This is a genomic window from Arthrobacter zhaoguopingii, from assembly GCF_009828605.1.
Lineage (GTDB): Bacteria > Actinomycetota > Actinomycetes > Actinomycetales > Micrococcaceae > Arthrobacter_D > Arthrobacter_D zhaoguopingii.
Map to the genome: position 1 here is coordinate 446,699 of NZ_WIAE01000001.1, position 17,941 is coordinate 464,639.

Consider the following 17,941-nt stretch of genomic DNA (forward strand, 5'->3'; position numbering starts at 1 on the left):
GGGCGGCGCGTTCCGGCCGGGACCCCTGGGGGCCCGGCCGGGCCCACCGGAACTGAAGCGCCCGGCGTCAGGTCCTGCCTGACACCTGGCGGACCCACCGTGCCCGGCGCAGCGGATGTGCCTACGATGGCGCCATGAACCTTAGCTGCGATGTCCTCATTGTCGGCGGCGGCATCGCCGGCCTGTCGCTGGCCTCGGAACTCGCGTCCCGCGGGGGCCCGACAGTGGCACTCGTCGAGGCCGAACCGACCCTCGGGTACCACACGTCGTCACGGTCCGCCCGGCAGCTGAACCCCAGCTACGGCCCGCCGGTGGTGCGCCGGCTCACCGCCCGCACCCTCGGCCTCCTTGCCGGAGTGCAGGAGCGGACCCGCCTCGTGCTCACCACGCCGCGGAGCTACCTGCTGATCGGCAGCGAGGCCGACGTCGCGGCAAGGGCTGCCGGCTCGATGCGCCGGGTGACCCACTCCGAGGCCCTTCGGCTGTGTCCGCAGCTGCTTCCGGATACCTTTGAGGCGGCCGGGCTCGACACCACCTGCGTCGGCACCGACACCGACGCGCTGCTCGAACACCACCGGGCGGTGGCAGCGGCGTCCGGGGCTGCGATCCTGACCGGCGCCCGGGTCACGGCCGCCGAGCGCGGCGGGAGCCGGTGGCGCGTGCGGGCAGGAGAACAGGAGATCGATGCAGGCGTGGTGGTCAACGCCGCCGGTGCCTGGGCCGACCGGCTCGCGGAGCTGTGCGGGGCGGCACCCCGGAACCTGGTGCCCTACCGGCGCACCGCCGCCGTCGTCCGGGTCGGGTCGCAGCCGGTCCCGGGCACACCGATGGTCGCCTCCGCCGATGACTCCTTCTACTTCCGCCGCGATGACGCGGGCGTCCTGATCTCGCCGTGCGAGAGCGTGCCCAGCGCCGCCGAGGACGCCCGCCCCAACCCCGGGGACGTCGAGGCGCTGATCATCCGGCTCAACACACTCACCACCCTCGGCATCACCGGAGTCCTCCGGTCGTGGACCGGGCTTCGGACCTCCCCGCCCAGCGGGATCCCGATCGTCGGCTTCGATCCGGACGCCGAAGGCTTCTTCTGGCTGGCGGGCCAGGGCGGCTACGGCTTCCAGACGTCCTCGGCCATCGCCGAGCTCGCCGCGGCGCAGCTGAGCGGGCAGGAGCCGGGGGACACGCAGGCCGCGGCAGAACTCGCCCCCGCCGCCGCATCCTCCGGCCGATGATCCGCCTCGGGCTGCACCTGGAGGTTCCGCCGCAGTCCGCGCGGAGCAGCCCGTTCGAGGGGTCGGCAGCGGCACCGCGGGACAGGCATAGGATTGTGGAATGAACGTTGATGAAGTCCCACTGCCCGGGATCGGGGTCCGCAGGGATATCGAAACCTCGTCAGGCCGCCGGATCGGCATCGTTGCGCACCGCGAGGGGAGCCTTGACCTCATTATCTCGGCGGCCAACGACCCCGACGCCTGTGTCGCCTCGATCCCCCTGACCCCCGATGAGGCCGCGACGATCGGGAACCTGCTGGGCGCACGGCACCTCGTGGCCCGGCTGACCGAGGAACACCGCGACCTGCCCGGGGTGACCACCCGCCAGTTCCTGGTGGAGCGTGGCTCTCCCTTCGACGGACGTTCCCTCGGCGAGACGCGCATGCGCTCGAGGTCGGGCGCGTCGGTGGTGGCGGTGCTCAGCTCCGGTGAGGTCCAGGCCTCGCCGACTCCGGATTTCGTCCTCGCCGCCGGCGACCTCCTGGTCGTTGTCGGCACCTCCGAAGGTTTGGACACCGCCGCGAAGATTCTCCGGCACGGCTGATCGGTGCACACAACCGCAGTAACGCTGATTGAACTCGGCGCTGTCCTGTTGTGCCTTGGCGCCCTTGGCCGCCTGGCCGGACGTTTTGGACTGTCGCCGATCCCGCTGTACCTGGTCGGGGGGCTCTTCTTCGGCCAGGGCGGGTTCCTCGAACTTGAGGGCCTCGAACGCTTCAGTGAGGTGGCCAGCGAGATCGGAGTCGTGCTCCTGCTGCTGATGCTGGGCCTCGAGTATTCGGCCAAGGAACTCGTCACCGGGATGCGGCAGTCCTGGATGGCCGGCATCCTCGATATTGTCCTGAACTCCCTTCCCGGCGCTGCCGTCGCGCTCCTGCTCGGCTGGGGGCCCGTCGGCGCCCTGGTCATGGCGGGGGTCACCTACATCTCCTCATCGGGCATCGCCGCGAAGGTGATCTCCGACCTCGGGCGCCTGGGCAACAGGGAAACCCCGACGGTGCTGGCGATCCTCGTGTTCGAGGACCTCGCCATGGCCATCTACCTGCCGGTGCTGACGGCGGTGCTCGCCGGGCTCAGCTTCGTCGGAGGTTTCCAGGCCGTGGGCGTCTCCCTCGTCGTGGTGACGCTCGTCCTGGTCGTCGCCCTGCGCTGGGGCAATGTGGTCTCGGCCATCGTGGACAGCAAGGACCGCGAGGTTTTCCTGCTGACGCTCATCGGGGCCGCACTGCTGGTGGCAGGGCTCGCCTCGACCCTTCAGGTCTCGGCCGCCGTGGGCGCCTTCCTGCTGGGCATCGCGATCTCCGGCGCGACGGCGGAGAACGCGACCCGGGTGCTTGAACCGCTGCGGGACCTTTTCGCTGCGATCTTCTTCGTGGTCTTCGGCCTGAACACCGATCCGGCGTCCATCCCGCCCGTCCTGGGCTGGGCCGTGGTGCTCGCAGTGGTCACGGCCGCCACCAAGATCGCCACCGGCTGGTGGGCCGCGGCCCGCCAGGGGATCAAGCCCCGCGGCCGGGCGCGGGCCGGGGCCGCGCTGGTGGCCCGCGGCGAGTTCTCGATTGTCATTGCCGGGCTTGCTGTGGCCTCGGGTGCTGTGGTCCCGGAGATTGCAGCGCTGGCGACGACGTACGTGCTGATCATGGCGATCCTCGGACCGATCCTGGCCCGGATCGCCGAGCCTGTCATGGACCTGCTGATGCGCCGCACCGGTCCGACGACCGGCCGTGCCGATGGGATCCCCGCGGGCCGCTGATCTGGACGGCCGGGCGGCCCGCGGCTGGGCCGCCGGCCGGGCGGTGAGCCCCGCTGGCCCGGCAGCCGGGCCCGCGGTCAGTCGAGGATCTTGCCGATCGGCTCCCGTTTCTCGGCCTGGAACCGGTCCTCGGCCCGGCCGTAGGCCCAGTAGCCGGAGAGGGAGACCTGTGCGCGTTCGAGCCCGCGCTGGCCGAACAGGACATCGCGCAGCGCCTTCATGGCCCCCCGCTCGCCGTGGACGAACGCCTCGACCCGGCCCCCGGGCCACTGCGCGGCGGCGACGGCGTCGGCGAGCAGCGTCGTCGTGCCGGCCGGCCGGCCGCGCCGGAACAGCCAGCGGAGCTCGACGCCGGCCGGGGCCTGAAGCGGGAGGACATCCGCCTCGTCGTCCACCTCGAGCCAGGCGGTGCCGGTGGCGTCCTCCGGGAGCGCTTCAAGGCCTGCGGAGATGGCGGGAAGGGCGGCCTCGTCCCCGGCGAAGAGATACCAGCCGGCGTCGGGCCTCGGCGTCCACGCGCCCGACGGGCCCATCAGCACGAGCGGGTCCCCGGGCCGGGCGCCGGCAGCCCACGGGCCGGCGATTCCTTCGTCGCCGTGGACCACGAAGTCGATCGCGAGCAGCTGCCGTTCCCGGTCCATCCACCGCACCGTGTAGGTCCGTTTGATGGGCAGGTCTCCGGGCGGAAGCTGCTCCGCGAGGGCCTCGAGGTCATAGGGGGGAACGAGCCCGAGTTCCGGCCGTGCGAAGAGCAGCTTGACGTACCGGCCGGTGTGCTCGTTCTCGAGGAGCTTGGGAAAGGCCTCGCCGCCGGCGACGACACGGACCATGTGCGGGCTGAGCCGAATCGTCTCGAGGACACTGAGCACCACCTGGGGGCGGGGCTTTCGAATGGCGGGTGCGCTCATGGGGGTACGGCTCACTTCCGGAAGAGGTTGGTAAGCCAACCCTAACAAACCCCCGCGCGCGGCCATTTCCTGGACCTACAGCAGTACGACCCCGAGGGTATCCTCGGCGGCGGCAATCACCGAGCCGTTGTCGACAAGCACCCGGGCGGCCTCGATCTCCGGCGCGAGGTACCGGTCGGTGCCCGGGCCCTGGATGTGCGCGCGCAGCACCCGGCGCACCGCGGTGATGGGCTCCGAGCTGCGCGCCGTGGCGAGGCCGCCGTCCCGCATATCGAGGGCCCGGGCAGCGGTGAGGATCTCGATGGCGAGGACCCGGGTCAGCCCGTCGAGGGAGCGGCGCAGCTTCAGTCCGGCCGCCCAGCCCATGGACACGTGGTCCTCCTGCATGGCGGAGGACGGAATGGAGTCGACCGAGGCCGGGTTGGCGAGCCGCTTGAGTTCCGAGACAATCCCGGCCGAGGTGTACTGGGCGATCATGTGCCCCGAATCGACCCCCGGATCGTCGGCCAGGAAGGGGTTGAGGCCGTGGTTGCGTGCCTTGTCGAGGAACCGGTCGGTGCGGCGTTCACTCATCGAAGCGACGTCGGCGACGGCGATGGCGAGGAAGTCGAGCACGTAGCCGACGGGGGCGCCGTGGAAGTTGCCGTTGGATTCGATCCTGCCGTCGGGGGTGATCACCGGGTTGTCGATGGCCGAACCGAGTTCGATGGCCGCCACCGAGTTGCCGTGGGCGAGGGTGGCCCTGGCCGCCCCATGGACCTGCGGGGCGCACCGCAGCGAGTAAGCGTCCTGGACCCGGGTGAAGCGGTGGCGTCCGGTCTCGGCGGTCAGCTCCGCGGCGATGAGCGGGGAATCCTTGAGGAGGGCACGGATGTTCGCGGCGGAGTCGTGCTGTCCGGGGTGCGGGCGCAGCTCGTGCAGGTCGGCGGCGAAGACGGCGTCGGTGCACAGGAGCCCCTCGACGCTCATGGCGGCGGCGAGGTCGGCCGTCTTCAGCAGCCGGTGGAGGTCCTCGGCGGCCAGCACCAGCATGCCGAGCATGCCGTCGGTGCCGTTGATCAGCGCCAGTCCCTCCTTTTCGCGCAGCTCGACCGGAGCGATGCCGGCGGCCGCCAGGGCATCCGCGGCGGAGGCGGTGGAGCCGTCGGAGGTGCGCACCGTGCCCTCACCCATGAGGGCCAGTGCCACGTGGGAGAGCGGGGCGAGGTCTCCGGAGCACCCGAGGGAGCCGTACTCGCCGATCACCGGGGTGATTCCGGCATTGAGCATCGCCGCGTAGGTCTCGGCGACCACGGGCCGGACGCCGGTGCGGCCCGTGGCCATGGTCGAGAGCCGCCCGAGCATCAGCCCGCGCACCACCTCACGGTCCACTTCCGCCCCCGAGGAAGCCGCGTGGCTGCGGATCAGGCTGCGCTGGAGCTGGGTGCGCTGGGCGGGCGGGATGTGCTTCGTGGCCAGGGCTCCGAAACCGGTCGAGACTCCGTAGTGGGGGGTGGTGTCCCCGGCGAGCTGATCCACGACCCGGCGGGAGGCGGCCATCGCCTCGAGGGCGTCCCCGCCGAGCTCCACCTGCGCGCCGTGGCGGGCGATCGCCACCACATCGGCCGGAGCGAGGGGGCCGGTGCCGATCCGGATGGGTCCGCCGCCGCTGCCGGCGGCGGACCCGGGTGCCGGGACGGCCGGAAGGGTGCCGGTGGTGCCCGGGGCTGTGTGCTCTGCAGTCATGGGGAGCCTCGCTTCGCATGGCCTCCGGGGTTCCACCGGACTATTGCCATTGAGTGAAAATGGAGTTTCAATAAGTGAAATACAAATCCGACCGAGACGCAAGGGGATACGCGTGGCAGATACCTCGACCCGCTCAGTGGAGCGGGCGCTGCTGCTCCTGGGCGCGGTGTGCGAGCGGGGCACGGTCACCCTGGCCGAGGCCGCCCGGGACGCGGGCCTTTCCGCCTCGACGGCGCTGCGGCTCCTGCGCACCCTCGAATCCACGGGCTTCGTCCGCCGGGACGGCGCCGGCGGCTACCGGCCGGGGCTGCGGGTCGTCCAGCTGGGCGCCCAGGCGCTGAGCTCCGAATCCCTGGTCTCCCTCGCCGAGGGGGCCCTTGACCGGCTGGTGGGCCTGACCGGGGAATCGGCCTACCTCAGCGTGCCCTCCCACGACGGCCACGGGGTCTACCTCGCCGTGCGCGAAGGGACCCACTCGGTGCGCCACGCGAGCTGGGTCGGCCGCAGTATCCCCCTTGAGGGGACGGCGGTCGGCGCCGTCCTTTCGGGCGCGACGCCCTCCACGGGATACGTCGTGGTGCGCGACGGCGTCGAAGCCGATGTCACCGCCATCGCCGCCCCCGTCCGCGCCGGAGGGCGCATCGCCGCGGCGCTCAGCGTCGTCGTGCCCAGCTACCGCATTAGTGAAAACGAATCCGCGGGGATCGGGATGCATGTGGCCCGCGAGGCCGCAGCCATCCTGCCCGTCACCTCAGCAACCCCTGAAGGAGAATCAGCATGAGCACACCCGAGGCCACTGCCCCGACTCCCCGCGCCACCACGTCCGATCCGTCCCGGCAGATCCGGGCCGCACGCGGCACGGCCCGGACGGCCAAGAGCTGGCAGACCGAGGCTCCGCTGCGGATGCTGATGAACAACCTCGACCCCGAGGTCGCCGAACGCCCCGAGGACCTCGTGGTGTACGGCGGGACCGGCCGGGCCGCCCGCAGCTGGGAGGCCTACGACGCCATCGTGCGCTCCCTTGAGGACCTCGAGGACGACGAGACCCTGCTGGTGCAGTCGGGCAAGCCTGTCGGCATCTTCCGCACCAACCCGTGGGCTCCGCGGGTGCTGCTGGCCAACTCAAACCTCGTGGGTGACTGGGCCACCTGGCCGGAGTTCCGCCGGCTCGAGGCCGAGGGCCTGATGATGTACGGGCAGATGACCGCCGGGTCCTGGATCTACATCGGCACCCAGGGCATCCTGCAGGGCACCTTCGAGACCTTCGCCGCGATCGCCGCTCGGCGTTTCGGCGGCACCCTCGCCGGGACCCTGACCCTGACCGCCGGCTGCGGCGGCATGGGCGGGGCACAGCCGCTGGCCGTCACCCTCAACGGGGGAGCGGTGCTGATCGTCGACGTCGACTCCTCGCGCCTGCGCCGCCGCGTCGCCAAGCGCTACCTCGACACCGTCGCCGACTCCCTCGACGATGCCGTCGCCTCCGTCCTCGCGGCGAAGGCGGACCGGAAAGCCCTGTCGGTGGGCGTCGTTGGCAACGCCGCGGAGGTCTTCCCGGAGCTGCTCCGGCGCGGAATCGACATCGACATCGTCACCGACCAGACCTCCGCGCACGACCCGCTGAGTTACCTCCCCGAAGGCGTCGCCCTGGAGGACTGGGCGCGGGAGGCCGCGGCGGACCCGGTGGGCTTCACCAAGAAGGCGCAGGCTTCGATGGCCCGCCACGTCGAGGCGATGGTCGGGTTCCTCGACGCCGGCGCCGAGGTCTTCGACTACGGCAACTCCATCCGCGACGAAGCACGCTCCGGCGGCTATGCGCGGGCCTTCGACTTCCCCGGCTTCGTCCCTGCCTACATCCGCCCGCTGTTCTGCGAGGGACTCGGGCCGTTCCGCTGGGTCGCCCTCTCCGGGGACCCGGCCGACATTGCAGTTACCGACGCCGCCCTCAAGGAGCTGTTCCCGGAGAACACGCACCTCCACCGCTGGCTCGAGGCCGCCGCCGAGCACGTCGAGTTCGAAGGCCTGCCGGCACGCATCTGCTGGCTCGGCTACGGCGACCGCGCCAAGGCAGGCCTCCTCTTCAACCGCCTCGTCGCCGAGGGGAAGGTGTCGGCGCCGATCGTCATCGGCCGGGACCACCTCGATTCGGGCTCGGTCGCCTCGCCCTACCGGGAGACCGAAGCCATGGCCGACGGCTCGGACGCCGTCGCCGACTGGCCGCTGCTCAACGCCCTGCTCAACACCTCCTCCGGAGCCACCTGGGTCTCCATCCACCACGGCGGCGGGGTCGGCATCGGCCGCTCCATCCACGCCGGGCAGGTTTCGGTGGCCGACGGCACCGAGCTGGCCGCCTCGAAGCTGGAGCGGCTGCTGACCAACGACCCCGGCATGGGCGTGATCCGCCACGTCGACGCCGGCTACCCCCGGGCCGCCGAGGTCGCCGCCGAACGCGGCGTGCGCATCCCCATGCAGGAGTAATGGTCAGGGTCCACCCGCGGCATGCCGCGGCCCGCCCCCGCCCGCACCGCACCACACCCACTGCACCACACCCACTGCACCGCACCACTGCACCGCACCGCACCGCACCGCACCCACCGGTGCCATTACCGGTACCGCCCGCAGCCGTTCTGCCCGGAGGCTCCATGGAATCCGTCTCAACCCTTCTCGACTCGATCGACGGTGTCGGCCGCGACGCCCGCCGCGGCGGGTACTCCCGGCCGGTGTACTCCGCCGCGGAGAGCGAACTGCGCGAGTGGTTCGCCGCCGAGGCCGGCCGGCGTGGGCTGGCCGTCGAAACCGACCGCAACGGCATCCTGTGGGCATGGTGGGACGTCCCGGGGACAGGGCGGAAGGGATCGCTGGTCACCGGCAGCCACCTCGACTCCGTGCCGGGCGGCGGAGCCTTCGACGGGCCTCTCGGGGTCGCCTCGGCGCTGGCCGCGGTCGACCTCCTGCGCGGGCGCGGCGTGCAGCCGAACCGCTCCCTCGCGGTCGCGGTCTTCCCCGAGGAGGAGGGCTCGCGCTTCGGAGTGGCGTGCCTGGGCTCGCGCCTGCTCACCGGAACCCTCGACGCCGACCGGGCCCGCAGCCTCACCGACGCCGACGGCACCACCTTCGCCGAGGCCTCCCGTGCAGCAGGCCTTGACCCGGCCGGGCTGGGGCGGGACGAGGAGGCGCTGGGAAACATCGGCGACTTTCTCGAACTCCACGTGGAGCAGGGGCGGGGACTGATCGACCTCGACTCCGCCGTCGCCGTCGGCTCCTTCGTCCTCGGCCACGGGCGGTGGAGGCTGTCGGTGCGGGGGCAGGGCAACCACGCCGGGACCACCCTGATGGCCGACCGCGCCGACCCGATGGTCGCTGCCGCGCAGGTCGTGCTTGCGGTGCGCGAGGCCGCCCGGCGCCAGGACGGCGCCCGCGCCACCGTCGGCCGCCTGACCCCGGTGCCCGGCGGCACCAATGTGATCGCCTCCCGGGTCGACCTCTGGCTCGACGTGCGCCATCCCGACGACGCCGTCACCGCCGCCCTCGTCGAAACCATCCACGGCAAGGCGCAGAAGGCCGCCGCCTTCGAGGGCTGTTCGGTCATCCTCACCGAGGAATCCTTCAGCGGCACCGTGGCCTTCGACCCCGCCCTGCAGCGGGGACTCGCCAACTCGCTCGGCGGGGTGCCGTCCCTGCCCACCGGTGCCGGCCACGACGCCGCGGTGCTCGCCGGCGTCGTGCCCTCGGCCATGCTGTACGTGCGGAACCCCACCGGGGTCAGCCACTCCCCGGAGGAGTATGTCGAACGGGAAGACGCAGACGCCGGCGCCGCCGCGCTCGCCGACGTGCTCGAGGACCTGCTGTGAGCGGCGGCGGCGGGACGGACGGGTCCGGCGCCCGGACGTCGGCACCGGCGCCTCTCTGGTGCGCGGCGGCCTGGCTCGGGGACCGCGGCGTCGTCGGGGGCGTCCGTGTGGTGCCCGCCGGCGACGGGACGGTGGCGTCCCTCGAGGCGGGGGTCGCCGCGCGGGCAGGGGACACCGTGCTTCCCGGCGTGGTCTTCCCGGCCGCCGCCAACGCCCACTCCCATGCCTTCCACCGGGTGCTGCGCGGCCGCACCCACAACGGAGCCTCCGGCAGCTTCTGGACCTGGCGCGAATCGATGTACGCTGCGGCGCGGCAGCTGACCCCGGAGCTGTACGAGGAGCTCGCCACCGCGGTCTTTGCCGAAATGGTCGTCACCGGCTGGAGCAGCGTCGCCGAATTCCACTACGTGCACCACCGGCCCGACGGCTCACCCTACGGATCGGGAACGACGGGGACGACGGGTCAGACGGGGGCCCCGGCTCCGGCGGGTTCCGGAACGGCCGGAAGCGCCGACGGCCCGGACGGGCCCCACGCGATGGAACTGGCCCTGGCCCGGGCGGCCGTCCGCGCCGGGATCCGGCTGACCCTTCTCGATACCTGTTACCTCGCCGGCGGCTTCGGACGTCCCGCCGGCCCGGACCAGGCGCGGTTCACCGACGCGTCAGCCAACGCCTGGCTGCGCCGCTTCGCCTCGCTGCGGGAGGTGATGGCCGAACGTTTCCCCGCGTCGGCCGTCACGGTCGGCGCGGGCCTCCATTCGGTGCGGGCCGTCCCACCGGAAGCGCTCGCGGAGATCTCCGGGGCCCTGCCACCGGACGTGCCGGTCCACATCCACCTCTCCGAACAGCCCGCCGAGAACGAGGCCTGCCTCGCGGCCACGGGGCTCACCCCCACCGGCCTGCTCTCCTCCACCGGGCTGCTGACATCCCGGCTCTCGGCGGTGCACGCCACCCACCTCACGGCCGCCGACATCGACCTGCTCGGCGGCGCCGGAACCACGGTGGTGATGTGCCCCACCACCGAGGCCGACCTGGCCGACGGGATCGGCCCCGCCGGCGGGCTGCAGCGTGCCGGCGCCCGGATCGCCCTCGGCACCGACCAGCACGCCGTTATCGACCCGTGGATCGAAATGCGGGCACTCGAGCACGGCGAACGCCTCGCGACGGGAGGCCGCCCGCAGTTCACCCCGGCCGAGCTGCTCGCCGCCGGCACCGGGAGCGGGCTCAGGGCGCAGGGCCGCCCGCCGGCCGGCCTCGAGCCGGGCGCCGTGTGCGACCTCGTCGCCATCGACCCCCGCTCGGTGCGCACCACCGGCAGCGACCCGGAGCAGCTCGTGTATTCGGCCACCGCGCAGGACGTCACCGACGTCGTCATCGGCGGGGTCCCCGCCGCCCACCGAGGGCGGCATCTGGGCCTCGGCGACCCCGCGGACCTGCTCGCGGCCGTCCTCGGGAAAATGGACGGTGGTGCGGGCAGGAGCGCCCACCGCAGCGACAGCCGCACAGACCTAGGAGCAGCAGCACCGTGACCTCGACGCTCATCACCAACATCGGCGAACTCTCAACGTCGGATCCGGACCAGCGGGTCCTCACCAACGCCGCCGTCGTTCTCGAGGGGGAGCGGATCAGCTGGATCGGCCCGGCGGCGGGCGCGCCGGCAGCGGACACCGTGCACGACGCCGAAGGCCGGGCGGGCCTGCCCGGCTGGGTCGACAGCCACACCCACCTCGTCTTCGCCGGCGACCGCACCGCCGAATTCGAAGCCCGGATGGCCGGGGCCGAGTACCGGGCCGGCGGCATCGCGGTGACCACCGAGGCCACGCGGGCCGCGGGGGACTATGAGCTGACCCGGCTGCTGCTGGGGCGCACCGCCGAGGCGGCCTCCGGCGGCACCACCTACCTTGAAACCAAGACCGGCTACGGGCTCGACGTCGAACACGAGGCCCGCAGCGCGCGGATCGCCGCGGGCGTCGTCGACGAGGTGACCTACCTCGGCGCGCACCTCGTGCCGGCCGGCATCGACGCCGACGCGTACACCGCGCTGGTCTGCGGGCCGATGCTCGATGCCGTCCGCCCCTACGTCCAATGGGCCGACGTCTTCTGCGAGCGGGGCGCGTTCACCCCCGACCAGAGCCGGGCCGTGCTCACCGCCTGCCGGGATGCCGGGCTGGGACTGCGGGTCCACGGCAACCAGCTCGGCCCGGGGGAGGGCACCGCGCTCGCCGTCGAGTTCGGCGCCGCGAGCGTCGACCACGTCAATCACCTCAGCGACGCCGACATCGACGCGCTCGCCTCGTCCTGGTCCGGCTGGGATCCCTCCGGCTGGGATCCCTCCGGCTGGGATCCCGCGCACGCCGCGGAGGCCGGGGGAGAGGGGCACGCCGGGCAGGCGGCCGCTCCGGGGTGGGGCACCGTGGCCACCTGCCTGCCGGCGTGCGACCTTTCCACCCGCCAGCCCTTCCCGCCCGCCCGCCGGCTGCTCGACGCCGGGGTCCAGCTCGCCCTGGCCAGCAACTGCAACCCCGGCACCTCCTACACCACGTCGATGGCGTTCTGCGTCACCACCGCCGTGCTGCAGATGGGCCTGAGCGTCCAGGAGGCGGTCCGGGCCGCCACCTACGGCGGCGCCCTGTCCCTCGGGTGCGAGGCCGGGACGGACGCCGACGGCCGGCGCGCCGTAGGCTCCCTCGCTGTCGGCCACCGGGCCGACCTGCAGCTGCTCAACGCCCCCTCCGCCACCCACCTCGCGTACCGGCCCGGCATCCCGCTGACCGGGGCCGTCTGGCGTGCCGGGGTGAGGCTCAGCTAGGGCGGCTGGGAATCGGAGGCGGGCGCTGGAAAGATAACCCCATGCGCTCTCTCTCACCCACCGTCCACCCGCCGGCACTGCGGGAGCGGCGGCGGATCACAGCGGAAATCCTGATCGTGATGGGACTCTCACTCGGACAGTCGGGCGTGTACGCGGTGGTGCGGCTGCTGGACAAGGCGACGTCCGGTCCGCTCGCCGGCCAGACCACCACCCTCAACCCGGTGCTCAATGACCGGCAGTACTTCGACCTGGCGTACCAGCTGCTCGGGATCTTCTTCGCCCTCGTGCCGGTCGCCCTGGCCCTGTTCCTGCTGAGCGCCGGCGGCGCCTCGGCGTTCCGGCGGATCGGCTTCACCTTCGAGCGCCCGGCCCTGGATTTCGGCCTCGGGCTGGGGCTGGCCGTGGCCATGGGGGTGGGGACTCTCGGCGTCTACGCCGCCGGACGTGCCCTGGGCATCACCACCGCCATTGTCCCGGCGGCCCTCGATGACTACTGGTGGACGGTGCCCGTGCTCGTGCTGTCGGCCCTGCGCCATGCGGTGCTCGAGGAGGTCCTCGTGATCGGGTACCTGTTCGAGCGGCTGCGACGGCTTGGCTGGTCCGTCCCGGCGATCCTCATCACCAGTGCGCTGCTGCGCGGCAGCTACCACCTCTACCAGGGCATCGGGCCGTTCGTGGGCAATGTGATCCTGGGGCTGGTCTTCGGCTATGCCTACCTGCGCACCGGCCGGGTGATGCCGCTGGTCATCGCCCACGCGGCACTCGACATCACCGGCTTCGTCGGCTTCGCCCTGCTCGGACCGGCCATCGGCATCGGGGACTAGCGGCCCCGGACGGGAAAGCCAGCCCTAAGGAGAACGGTTGCAGGGCTCGCGCCCTGCAACCACTCCCGACCCCGCAGACTGCTCGCTGCTTGACAACTTCGGCGCCACGTTCCACTAAACCAGTCCCGGCAGCCCCCCGGGTGGATACTTCGGTGCTCCGGTTACCTTGACACGCCCGCTTTCCGTCAGGACGGGAATCACCCCCACGCTCCAGCGTCCGGGCCGGACCGGGCCCGGCCGCCACCGCCGGCGGAGGCCGCTGCGCCGACGCTTCCGTCAGCGGATATCGGCATCCCTGCCCAGCCTGCCCCGCAGGCCGGGCAGCAGCTGGTGCACGGCTGCCCGTGCCGGCCCGTAGGCGCGGATCCTGCGCATCGAGGTCCCGACCACAAGGCCGCGGTCGATTCGAACGGCGGAGCGGCCCAGCGTCCGCGCAACCCGCAGCGTGTACTCGATGTCCTCGTCGCACTCGGCGATGGAGGTGCGCGGAAATCCCCCCACCCGCTGGTAGGCGGCGGCGCGGGTTGCGAGGTTATGCCCGGCGACGAGCTTCAGGTAGCTGCGGTCGAGGTGACCGGCGGCCAGCGCGGTCCTCAGGACAAGGAAGGCGGCCGGGATCACCAGGGCGTCCCCGGCCCGGCGGTAGGCGTCGTCGAGGGGCACGCTCCTCCCGCCCAGCAATTCGAGGCCCGGGTGGGCCGCGAAACCCGCGAGGATCCGCCCGGTCCAGTCCGGACGCGGAACGCTGTCCCCGTCCGTCCGGGCCACCAGCTCGAAGCCGTCGGTGATGGCACGGCGGAAACCGGTATCGCTGGCAGCCCCGGTACCCTTTACTGGTTCCTCGAGGACGGTCAGCGGGAAGCCGTCCCGGCCGGCAAGGAATCGGGCGACCCGCGCCCGGGTATCGTCGGTCGACCCATTGTCGACGACGTAGACGGAGACGCCGTCCCGGGTGTGCTGGCGGTACAGCCCCTCAAGGGTCCTGCCGATGGAGGGCTCGTTGAACGCCGGGACCACCACCGCGAGCCGTGCGACCACAGCGTTCCCCTGGACGGCTATTCCCCGTGCGGACTAGAACTCGATCTTGCCGTTGCCGGTGTCGAAGGTGACCGACATGAGTCCCGGCGTTCCGTTCGGGGCGATCCACTTCACGGAGACGTCCCCCAGCGGCGCCTCGACGGGAGTGCCAAGCCATTCGGTGACCCGCGCGCGCGATCCGGCGATGGTCAGGGAATCGAGGCGCACCGTCGAGGGGCGGGCGTTTGAGGGGTGCAGCGCCTCGGTCCCGTCGTCCCACCGCAGCAGGTACGGAACCTGGGGGTCGGCGATCAGGCCCTTGATGCCGATCTGCTGCCAGGTGAGCTCCTGGCCGTCGGGGAACTTTCGGTTGCCCGGCACCGACTGGCGCCCGAGCCGTTCCTCGAACGGGGTGAGGTCGTCGACCGCCACCACCCAGCCCATCCAGCCGCCGCCGGCCTCGGAACGCGCGCGCACGGCCTGGCCGAACGGTGCCTTGTTGGACGCGGGATGGTCGAGGACCTCGACCACCTCGACATACTGGCCGTTGGCCAGGGGCACAATCATGTTCCGGGTCCCAAAACGGGGGTGCACACCACCCTTAACCGCTTCAACGCCCAAAGCTGAGGAAATCCGGTCCGCAGTGGCGGCCAGTCCGTCGGGTTCGCAGGCATAAGATACATGGTCCAAGCGCATGGCTACATAGTGGCACTTTGTGATCCGCGTCTCGACTTAGGCAGTCCTTACTTAACGCGGAGTCACAAATTGCCCCCGCCGCGGGTTTCAGCTTTCATGGGGAAAAGGTCATGAGTGCCAGCACACAGCCCCGGCTTGCTGGCCGGCAACCCTCCACCGCGGCGGGGTGCCCCGGGTGAAGACCTGGCGGAGCGCCACACGGCGCTGCGCAAGCGCGGGTCCCCGCCGGCGGTTTCCGGCGGCGGACGGGCCCCTTCATCGACAGGGAACGCCATGTCCAGCAACTGGTCCTTCGAAACCCGCCAGATCCACGCGGGGCAGACGCCCGACGCCGCCACGGGGGCACGGGCGCTGCCCATCTACCAGAGCACGTCCTTCGTCTTCCCCAGCACCCAAAGCGCGGCCGACCGGTTCGCGCTGACCGAGCTTGCCCCGATCTACACGCGCATCGGCAATCCGACCCAGGAGGTGGTTGAGGCCCGCATCGCCTCGCTCGACGGCGGGGTGGGTGCCCTGCTGCTCGCCTCGGGGCAGGCGGCCGAAACCTATGCGATCCTCAATCTCGCCGAGGCGGGCGACCACATCGTCGCAAGCCCGAGCCTCTACGGGGGTACCTACAACCTCTTCCGGCACACCCTGAGGAAATTCGGCATCGAAACCACCTTCGTGGAGAACCCCGACGACCTGGGGCAGTGGCGCGCCGCCGTCCGGCCCAATACCAAGGCGTTCTTTGGCGAGGTCGTCTCAAACCCCCGCCAGGACGTGCTCGACCTTGAGGGGATCAGCGCGATCGCCCACGAACACGGGGTCCCCCTGATCGCCGATGCGACGGTGTCCACGCCGTACCTCATCCGCCCCATCGAGTGGGGCGCCGACATCGTCGTGCACTCCGCCACCAAGTACCTTGGCGGTCACGGCACCGCCATCGGCGGCGTCATCGTCGACTCGGGCCGCTTCGACTACGGCCGGGACCCGGAGAAATTCCCGGGTTTCAACACCCCCGATGAGAGCTATTCCGGGCTGGTGTACGCCCGGGACCTCGGCGTCGGAAGCGCCCTGGGGGCGAACCTCGCCTTCATCCTGAAGGCGCGCGTCCAGCTGCTGCGCGATCTCGGGTCCGCAATCTCCCCGTTCAACGCCTTCCTCATCGCCCAGGGGCTCGAAACGCTCAGCCTGCGGATGGAACGCCACATCGCCAACGCCCGCGCCGTTGCGGAATGGCTCGAGCTCCACGACGACGTCGAATCGGTCGCCTACGCCGGCCTGCCCTCAAGCCCCTGGTACGAGCGCGGGCTGAAGTACGGGCCGAACGGCACCGGCGCCATCGTGTCCTTCGACATCGCGGGCGGGATCGAGGCCGGCAGGCGCTTCGTCGACGGCCTCGAACTCCACTCCCACGTGGCCAATGTCGGCGATGTTCGTTCCTTGGTGATCCACCCCGCCTCCACGACCCACAGCCAGCTCGGCGCCGAGGCACAGCTGGCCGCGGGAGTGCGCCCGGGCCTGGTGCGCCTGGCGGTCGGGCTCGAGAACCTCCAGGACATCCTGGCCGACCTCGACGCCGGGTTCCGTGCGGCGAAGGGAAGCTAGCGGGCCGTGACCGCCTACCTTCCTGCCTACCCCGGGCGGGCCCCCATCCCGGGCGTCCCCGGGCGTGACGGCGTCGTCCGGACGGCCCGCCTCGGCCCCGCCACCCTCGAGACCGGAGGGTTCCTGCCCGCGGTCGAGCTCGCCTACGAGACCTGGGGTGTGCTCAACTCCGACGCCTCCAACGCCGTCCTGGTCGAACACGCCCTGACTGGCAGCTCCCACGTGGCCCGGGGCGGGTCGGACGAGGACGGGTGGTGGGACGCGCTCGTCGGTCCCGGCCGCACCGTGGACACCGACCGGTACTTCGTCGTGGCCGCCAATATGCTCGGCGGCTGCTACGGGTCAACCGGCCCCTCAACGCCGGCACCCGACGGCCGGCCCTGGGGCTCGCGCTTTCCCTTTATTACCATCCGTGATTCCGTCCGGGCCGAAGCGCTGCTGGCCGATGAGCTCGGGATCCGCCGCTGGCACTCGGTGCTGGGCGGCTCCATGGGCGGGGCCCGGGCGCTGGAGTGGGCGCTGATGTACCCGGAGCGGGTGGCCCGGTGCGCCGTCATCGCCTGCTCCGCCGCGAGCACGGCCGAGCAGATCGCGTTCGCGCAGGCCCAGCTGCAGGCCATCCGCCTCGATCCGCACTACGCCGGCGGGGACTACTACGGTTCTCCACCGCCGGAGGCCGGCCTGGGGATCGCCCGGCGCATCGCCCATATCACCTACCGGTCCGAGGCCGAGTTCGCTCTCCGGTTCGGGCGCAGCGCCCAGGGCGCCGAGGCCCCCTTCGGAGGGCAGCGTCCGGCGGACCGCGGACGGTATTCGGTGGAAAGTTACCTCGACCACCAGGCCGCGAAGCTCGTGCAGCGCTTCGACGCCAACAGCTACCTCGTGCTGACCGAGGCGCTGATGAGCCACGACGCCGCACGCGGCCGGGGCGCCCTGCGGCAGGCGCTCGGCGCGGTGACCGCCGAGGTCCTCGTCGCCGCCGTGGATTCGGACCGGCTGTACTTCCCGGAGCAGGCGCACGCCCTCGCGGACGCCCTCCCGGGCGAGGTTCCCGTCCACACCATTTCCTCACCGATCGGCCACGACGCTTTCCTGACCGAGATCGGGCAGCTCGACGCACACCTGCGCGCCCGTTTCTACCCCCGGTAGCGTCCGCAAAAACGCTGGGCGCGCCGGACCGGCCGCCCCTACAGTGGTGCCGAGCACGCCCCGGCGCCGGCCGGCGGCGTCCGCGAGGAAGGACGGTTCATGGACCTGAACAGCATCGGCTGGAACGAGGAAGCCCGCGAGAAGATCCTGTTTGACGCGGACCGTGCGCTGCAGGAGGCGGTGCGGGAGGCGGTGGAGACCCTCGGCGGCCGCAGCAGGGAGGAAGTGTACGAATTCCTCTTCGCCAAGCTCCAGCCGCAGTTCGTCGACTTCCAGCCGGGACCGGACCTCAGCGCCTGTGCCGACGCCGTGGCCCGCGGGGAGGTCTCCCTCGACTCCTAGGCGTCCTGCGGC

General features: G+C 71.9%; 16 protein-coding genes and 1 riboswitch. Of the genes, 12 read left to right on the plus strand and 4 right to left on the minus strand.

Translation table 11 applies throughout. The annotated features are described in order from the left end of the window. Positions 1-134 precede the first annotated feature (134 nt). The 3 genes from GVV77_RS01955 to GVV77_RS01965 all read left to right on the plus strand — a co-directional run bounded on the left by GVV77_RS01955 (position 135) and on the right by GVV77_RS01965 (position 3,021). Positions 135-1,229 carry an NAD(P)/FAD-dependent oxidoreductase gene (locus tag GVV77_RS01955; RefSeq protein WP_159615853.1) on the plus strand — a complete coding sequence of 365 codons (1,095 nt, stop codon included), beginning with the start codon at positions 135-137 and terminating at the stop codon, positions 1,227-1,229. Between the two features lie 100 nt (positions 1,230-1,329). Next, positions 1,330-1,812 carry a cation:proton antiporter regulatory subunit gene (locus GVV77_RS01960; protein ID WP_159615855.1) on the plus strand — a complete coding sequence of 161 codons (483 nt, stop codon included), beginning with the start codon at positions 1,330-1,332 and terminating at the stop codon, positions 1,810-1,812. 3 nt (positions 1,813-1,815) lie between these two features. Continuing rightward, positions 1,816-3,021 carry a cation:proton antiporter gene (locus tag GVV77_RS01965; protein ID WP_159615857.1) on the plus strand — a complete coding sequence of 402 codons (1,206 nt, stop codon included), beginning with the start codon at positions 1,816-1,818 and terminating at the stop codon, positions 3,019-3,021. 77 nt (positions 3,022-3,098) lie between these two features. On the opposite strand, the gene GVV77_RS01970 is transcribed toward GVV77_RS01965, so the two are convergent. Further along, a complete protein-coding gene (locus GVV77_RS01970) occupies positions 3,099-3,944 on the minus strand; it encodes a siderophore-interacting protein (protein WP_425483325.1) in 846 nt (281 codons plus the stop codon). 60 nt (positions 3,945-4,004) lie between these two features. After that, positions 4,005-5,654, minus strand: coding sequence for a histidine ammonia-lyase (gene hutH, locus GVV77_RS01975; protein WP_159615861.1), 1,650 nt, complete (start codon positions 5,652-5,654; stop codon positions 4,005-4,007). Positions 5,655-5,766: 112 nt separating this feature from the next. On the opposite strand from hutH, the gene GVV77_RS01980 reads away from it, so the two are divergent. The 6 genes from GVV77_RS01980 to GVV77_RS02005 all read left to right on the plus strand — a co-directional run bounded on the left by GVV77_RS01980 (position 5,767) and on the right by GVV77_RS02005 (position 13,135). Then, positions 5,767-6,435 carry an IclR family transcriptional regulator gene (locus tag GVV77_RS01980; protein WP_159615863.1) on the plus strand — a complete coding sequence of 223 codons (669 nt, stop codon included), beginning with the start codon at positions 5,767-5,769 and terminating at the stop codon, positions 6,433-6,435. Then, complete coding sequence (hutU, locus tag GVV77_RS01985) at positions 6,432-8,129, plus strand: urocanate hydratase (RefSeq protein ID WP_159615865.1); 1,698 nt, start codon at positions 6,432-6,434, stop codon at positions 8,127-8,129. The genes GVV77_RS01980 and hutU overlap by 4 nt, the downstream gene beginning before the upstream one ends. Before the next feature lie 164 nt (positions 8,130-8,293). Next, on the plus strand, positions 8,294-9,502 hold the full coding sequence (locus tag GVV77_RS01990) for an allantoate amidohydrolase (protein ID WP_159615867.1): 1,209 nt from the start codon (positions 8,294-8,296) through the stop codon (positions 9,500-9,502). Next, on the plus strand, positions 9,499-11,031 hold the full coding sequence (locus GVV77_RS01995; RefSeq protein ID WP_159615869.1) for an amidohydrolase family protein: 1,533 nt from the start codon (positions 9,499-9,501) through the stop codon (positions 11,029-11,031). The genes GVV77_RS01990 and GVV77_RS01995 overlap by 4 nt, the downstream gene beginning before the upstream one ends. Continuing rightward, positions 11,028-12,311 (plus strand): amidohydrolase family protein, encoded by a 1,284-nt coding sequence (locus GVV77_RS02000; protein ID WP_159615871.1) that lies wholly within the window; start codon positions 11,028-11,030, stop codon positions 12,309-12,311. Before GVV77_RS01995 ends, GVV77_RS02000 begins: the two co-directional genes overlap by 4 nt. 41 nt (positions 12,312-12,352) lie before the next feature. Then, positions 12,353-13,135, plus strand: a complete 783-nt coding sequence (locus tag GVV77_RS02005) for a CPBP family intramembrane glutamic endopeptidase (protein ID WP_159615873.1) — start codon at positions 12,353-12,355, stop codon at positions 13,133-13,135. A 276-nt stretch (positions 13,136-13,411) separates the two neighbouring features. Here GVV77_RS02005 and GVV77_RS02010 read toward each other — a convergent pair whose 3' ends face one another. Together GVV77_RS02010 and GVV77_RS02015 are read right to left on the minus strand one after the other, a co-directional pair. Further along, positions 13,412-14,173: a glycosyltransferase family 2 protein gene (locus GVV77_RS02010; RefSeq protein WP_159615875.1), complete on the minus strand. Its 762-nt coding sequence runs from the start codon at positions 14,171-14,173 to the stop codon at positions 13,412-13,414. Positions 14,174-14,206: 33 nt separating this feature from the next. Then, a complete protein-coding gene (locus GVV77_RS02015; protein WP_159615877.1) occupies positions 14,207-14,848 on the minus strand; it encodes a VOC family protein in 642 nt (213 codons plus the stop codon). 106 nt (positions 14,849-14,954) lie between these two features. After that, positions 14,955-15,069: riboswitch (SAM riboswitch) on the plus strand. Positions 15,070-15,121: 52 nt separating this feature from the next. Between GVV77_RS02015 and GVV77_RS02020 the strand changes: the two genes are divergently transcribed. The 3 genes from GVV77_RS02020 (at position 15,122) to GVV77_RS02030 (ending at position 17,929) form a co-directional block, all read left to right on the plus strand. Beyond that, positions 15,122-16,438: a bifunctional o-acetylhomoserine/o-acetylserine sulfhydrylase gene (locus GVV77_RS02020; RefSeq protein WP_159615879.1), complete on the plus strand. Its 1,317-nt coding sequence runs from the start codon at positions 15,122-15,124 to the stop codon at positions 16,436-16,438. A gap of 6 nt (positions 16,439-16,444) precedes the next feature. Beyond that, positions 16,445-17,587 (plus strand): homoserine O-acetyltransferase MetX, encoded by a 1,143-nt coding sequence (metX, locus tag GVV77_RS02025; protein WP_425483326.1) that lies wholly within the window; start codon positions 16,445-16,447, stop codon positions 17,585-17,587. 99 nt (positions 17,588-17,686) lie between these two features. Beyond that, positions 17,687-17,929 (plus strand): hypothetical protein, encoded by a 243-nt coding sequence (locus tag GVV77_RS02030; RefSeq protein WP_159615881.1) that lies wholly within the window; start codon positions 17,687-17,689, stop codon positions 17,927-17,929. The last annotated feature ends 12 nt before the right edge of the window (positions 17,930-17,941 follow it).

What these genes read in the sequence shown, in the direction of transcription:
- GVV77_RS01955 (WP_159615853.1), top strand. Translation starts at nt 135, where the DNA reads ATGAACCTTAGCTGCGATGTCCTCATTGTCGGCGGCGGCATCGCCGGC.
- GVV77_RS01960 (WP_159615855.1), top strand. Translation starts at nt 1,330, where the DNA reads ATGAACGTTGATGAAGTCCCACTGCCCGGGATCGGGGTCCGCAGGGAT.
- hutH (WP_159615861.1), bottom strand. Translation starts at nt 5,654, where the DNA reads ATGACTGCAGAGCACACAGCCCCGGGCACCACCGGCACCCTTCCGGCC.
- hutU (WP_159615865.1), top strand. Translation starts at nt 6,432, where the DNA reads ATGAGCACACCCGAGGCCACTGCCCCGACTCCCCGCGCCACCACGTCC.
- GVV77_RS01990 (WP_159615867.1), top strand. Translation starts at nt 8,294, where the DNA reads ATGGAATCCGTCTCAACCCTTCTCGACTCGATCGACGGTGTCGGCCGC.
- GVV77_RS02005 (WP_159615873.1), top strand. Translation starts at nt 12,353, where the DNA reads ATGCGCTCTCTCTCACCCACCGTCCACCCGCCGGCACTGCGGGAGCGG.
- GVV77_RS02015 (WP_159615877.1), bottom strand. Translation starts at nt 14,848, where the DNA reads ATGCGCTTGGACCATGTATCTTATGCCTGCGAACCCGACGGACTGGCC.
- GVV77_RS02020 (WP_159615879.1), top strand. Translation starts at nt 15,122, where the DNA reads ATGTCCAGCAACTGGTCCTTCGAAACCCGCCAGATCCACGCGGGGCAG.
- GVV77_RS02030 (WP_159615881.1), top strand. Translation starts at nt 17,687, where the DNA reads ATGGACCTGAACAGCATCGGCTGGAACGAGGAAGCCCGCGAGAAGATC.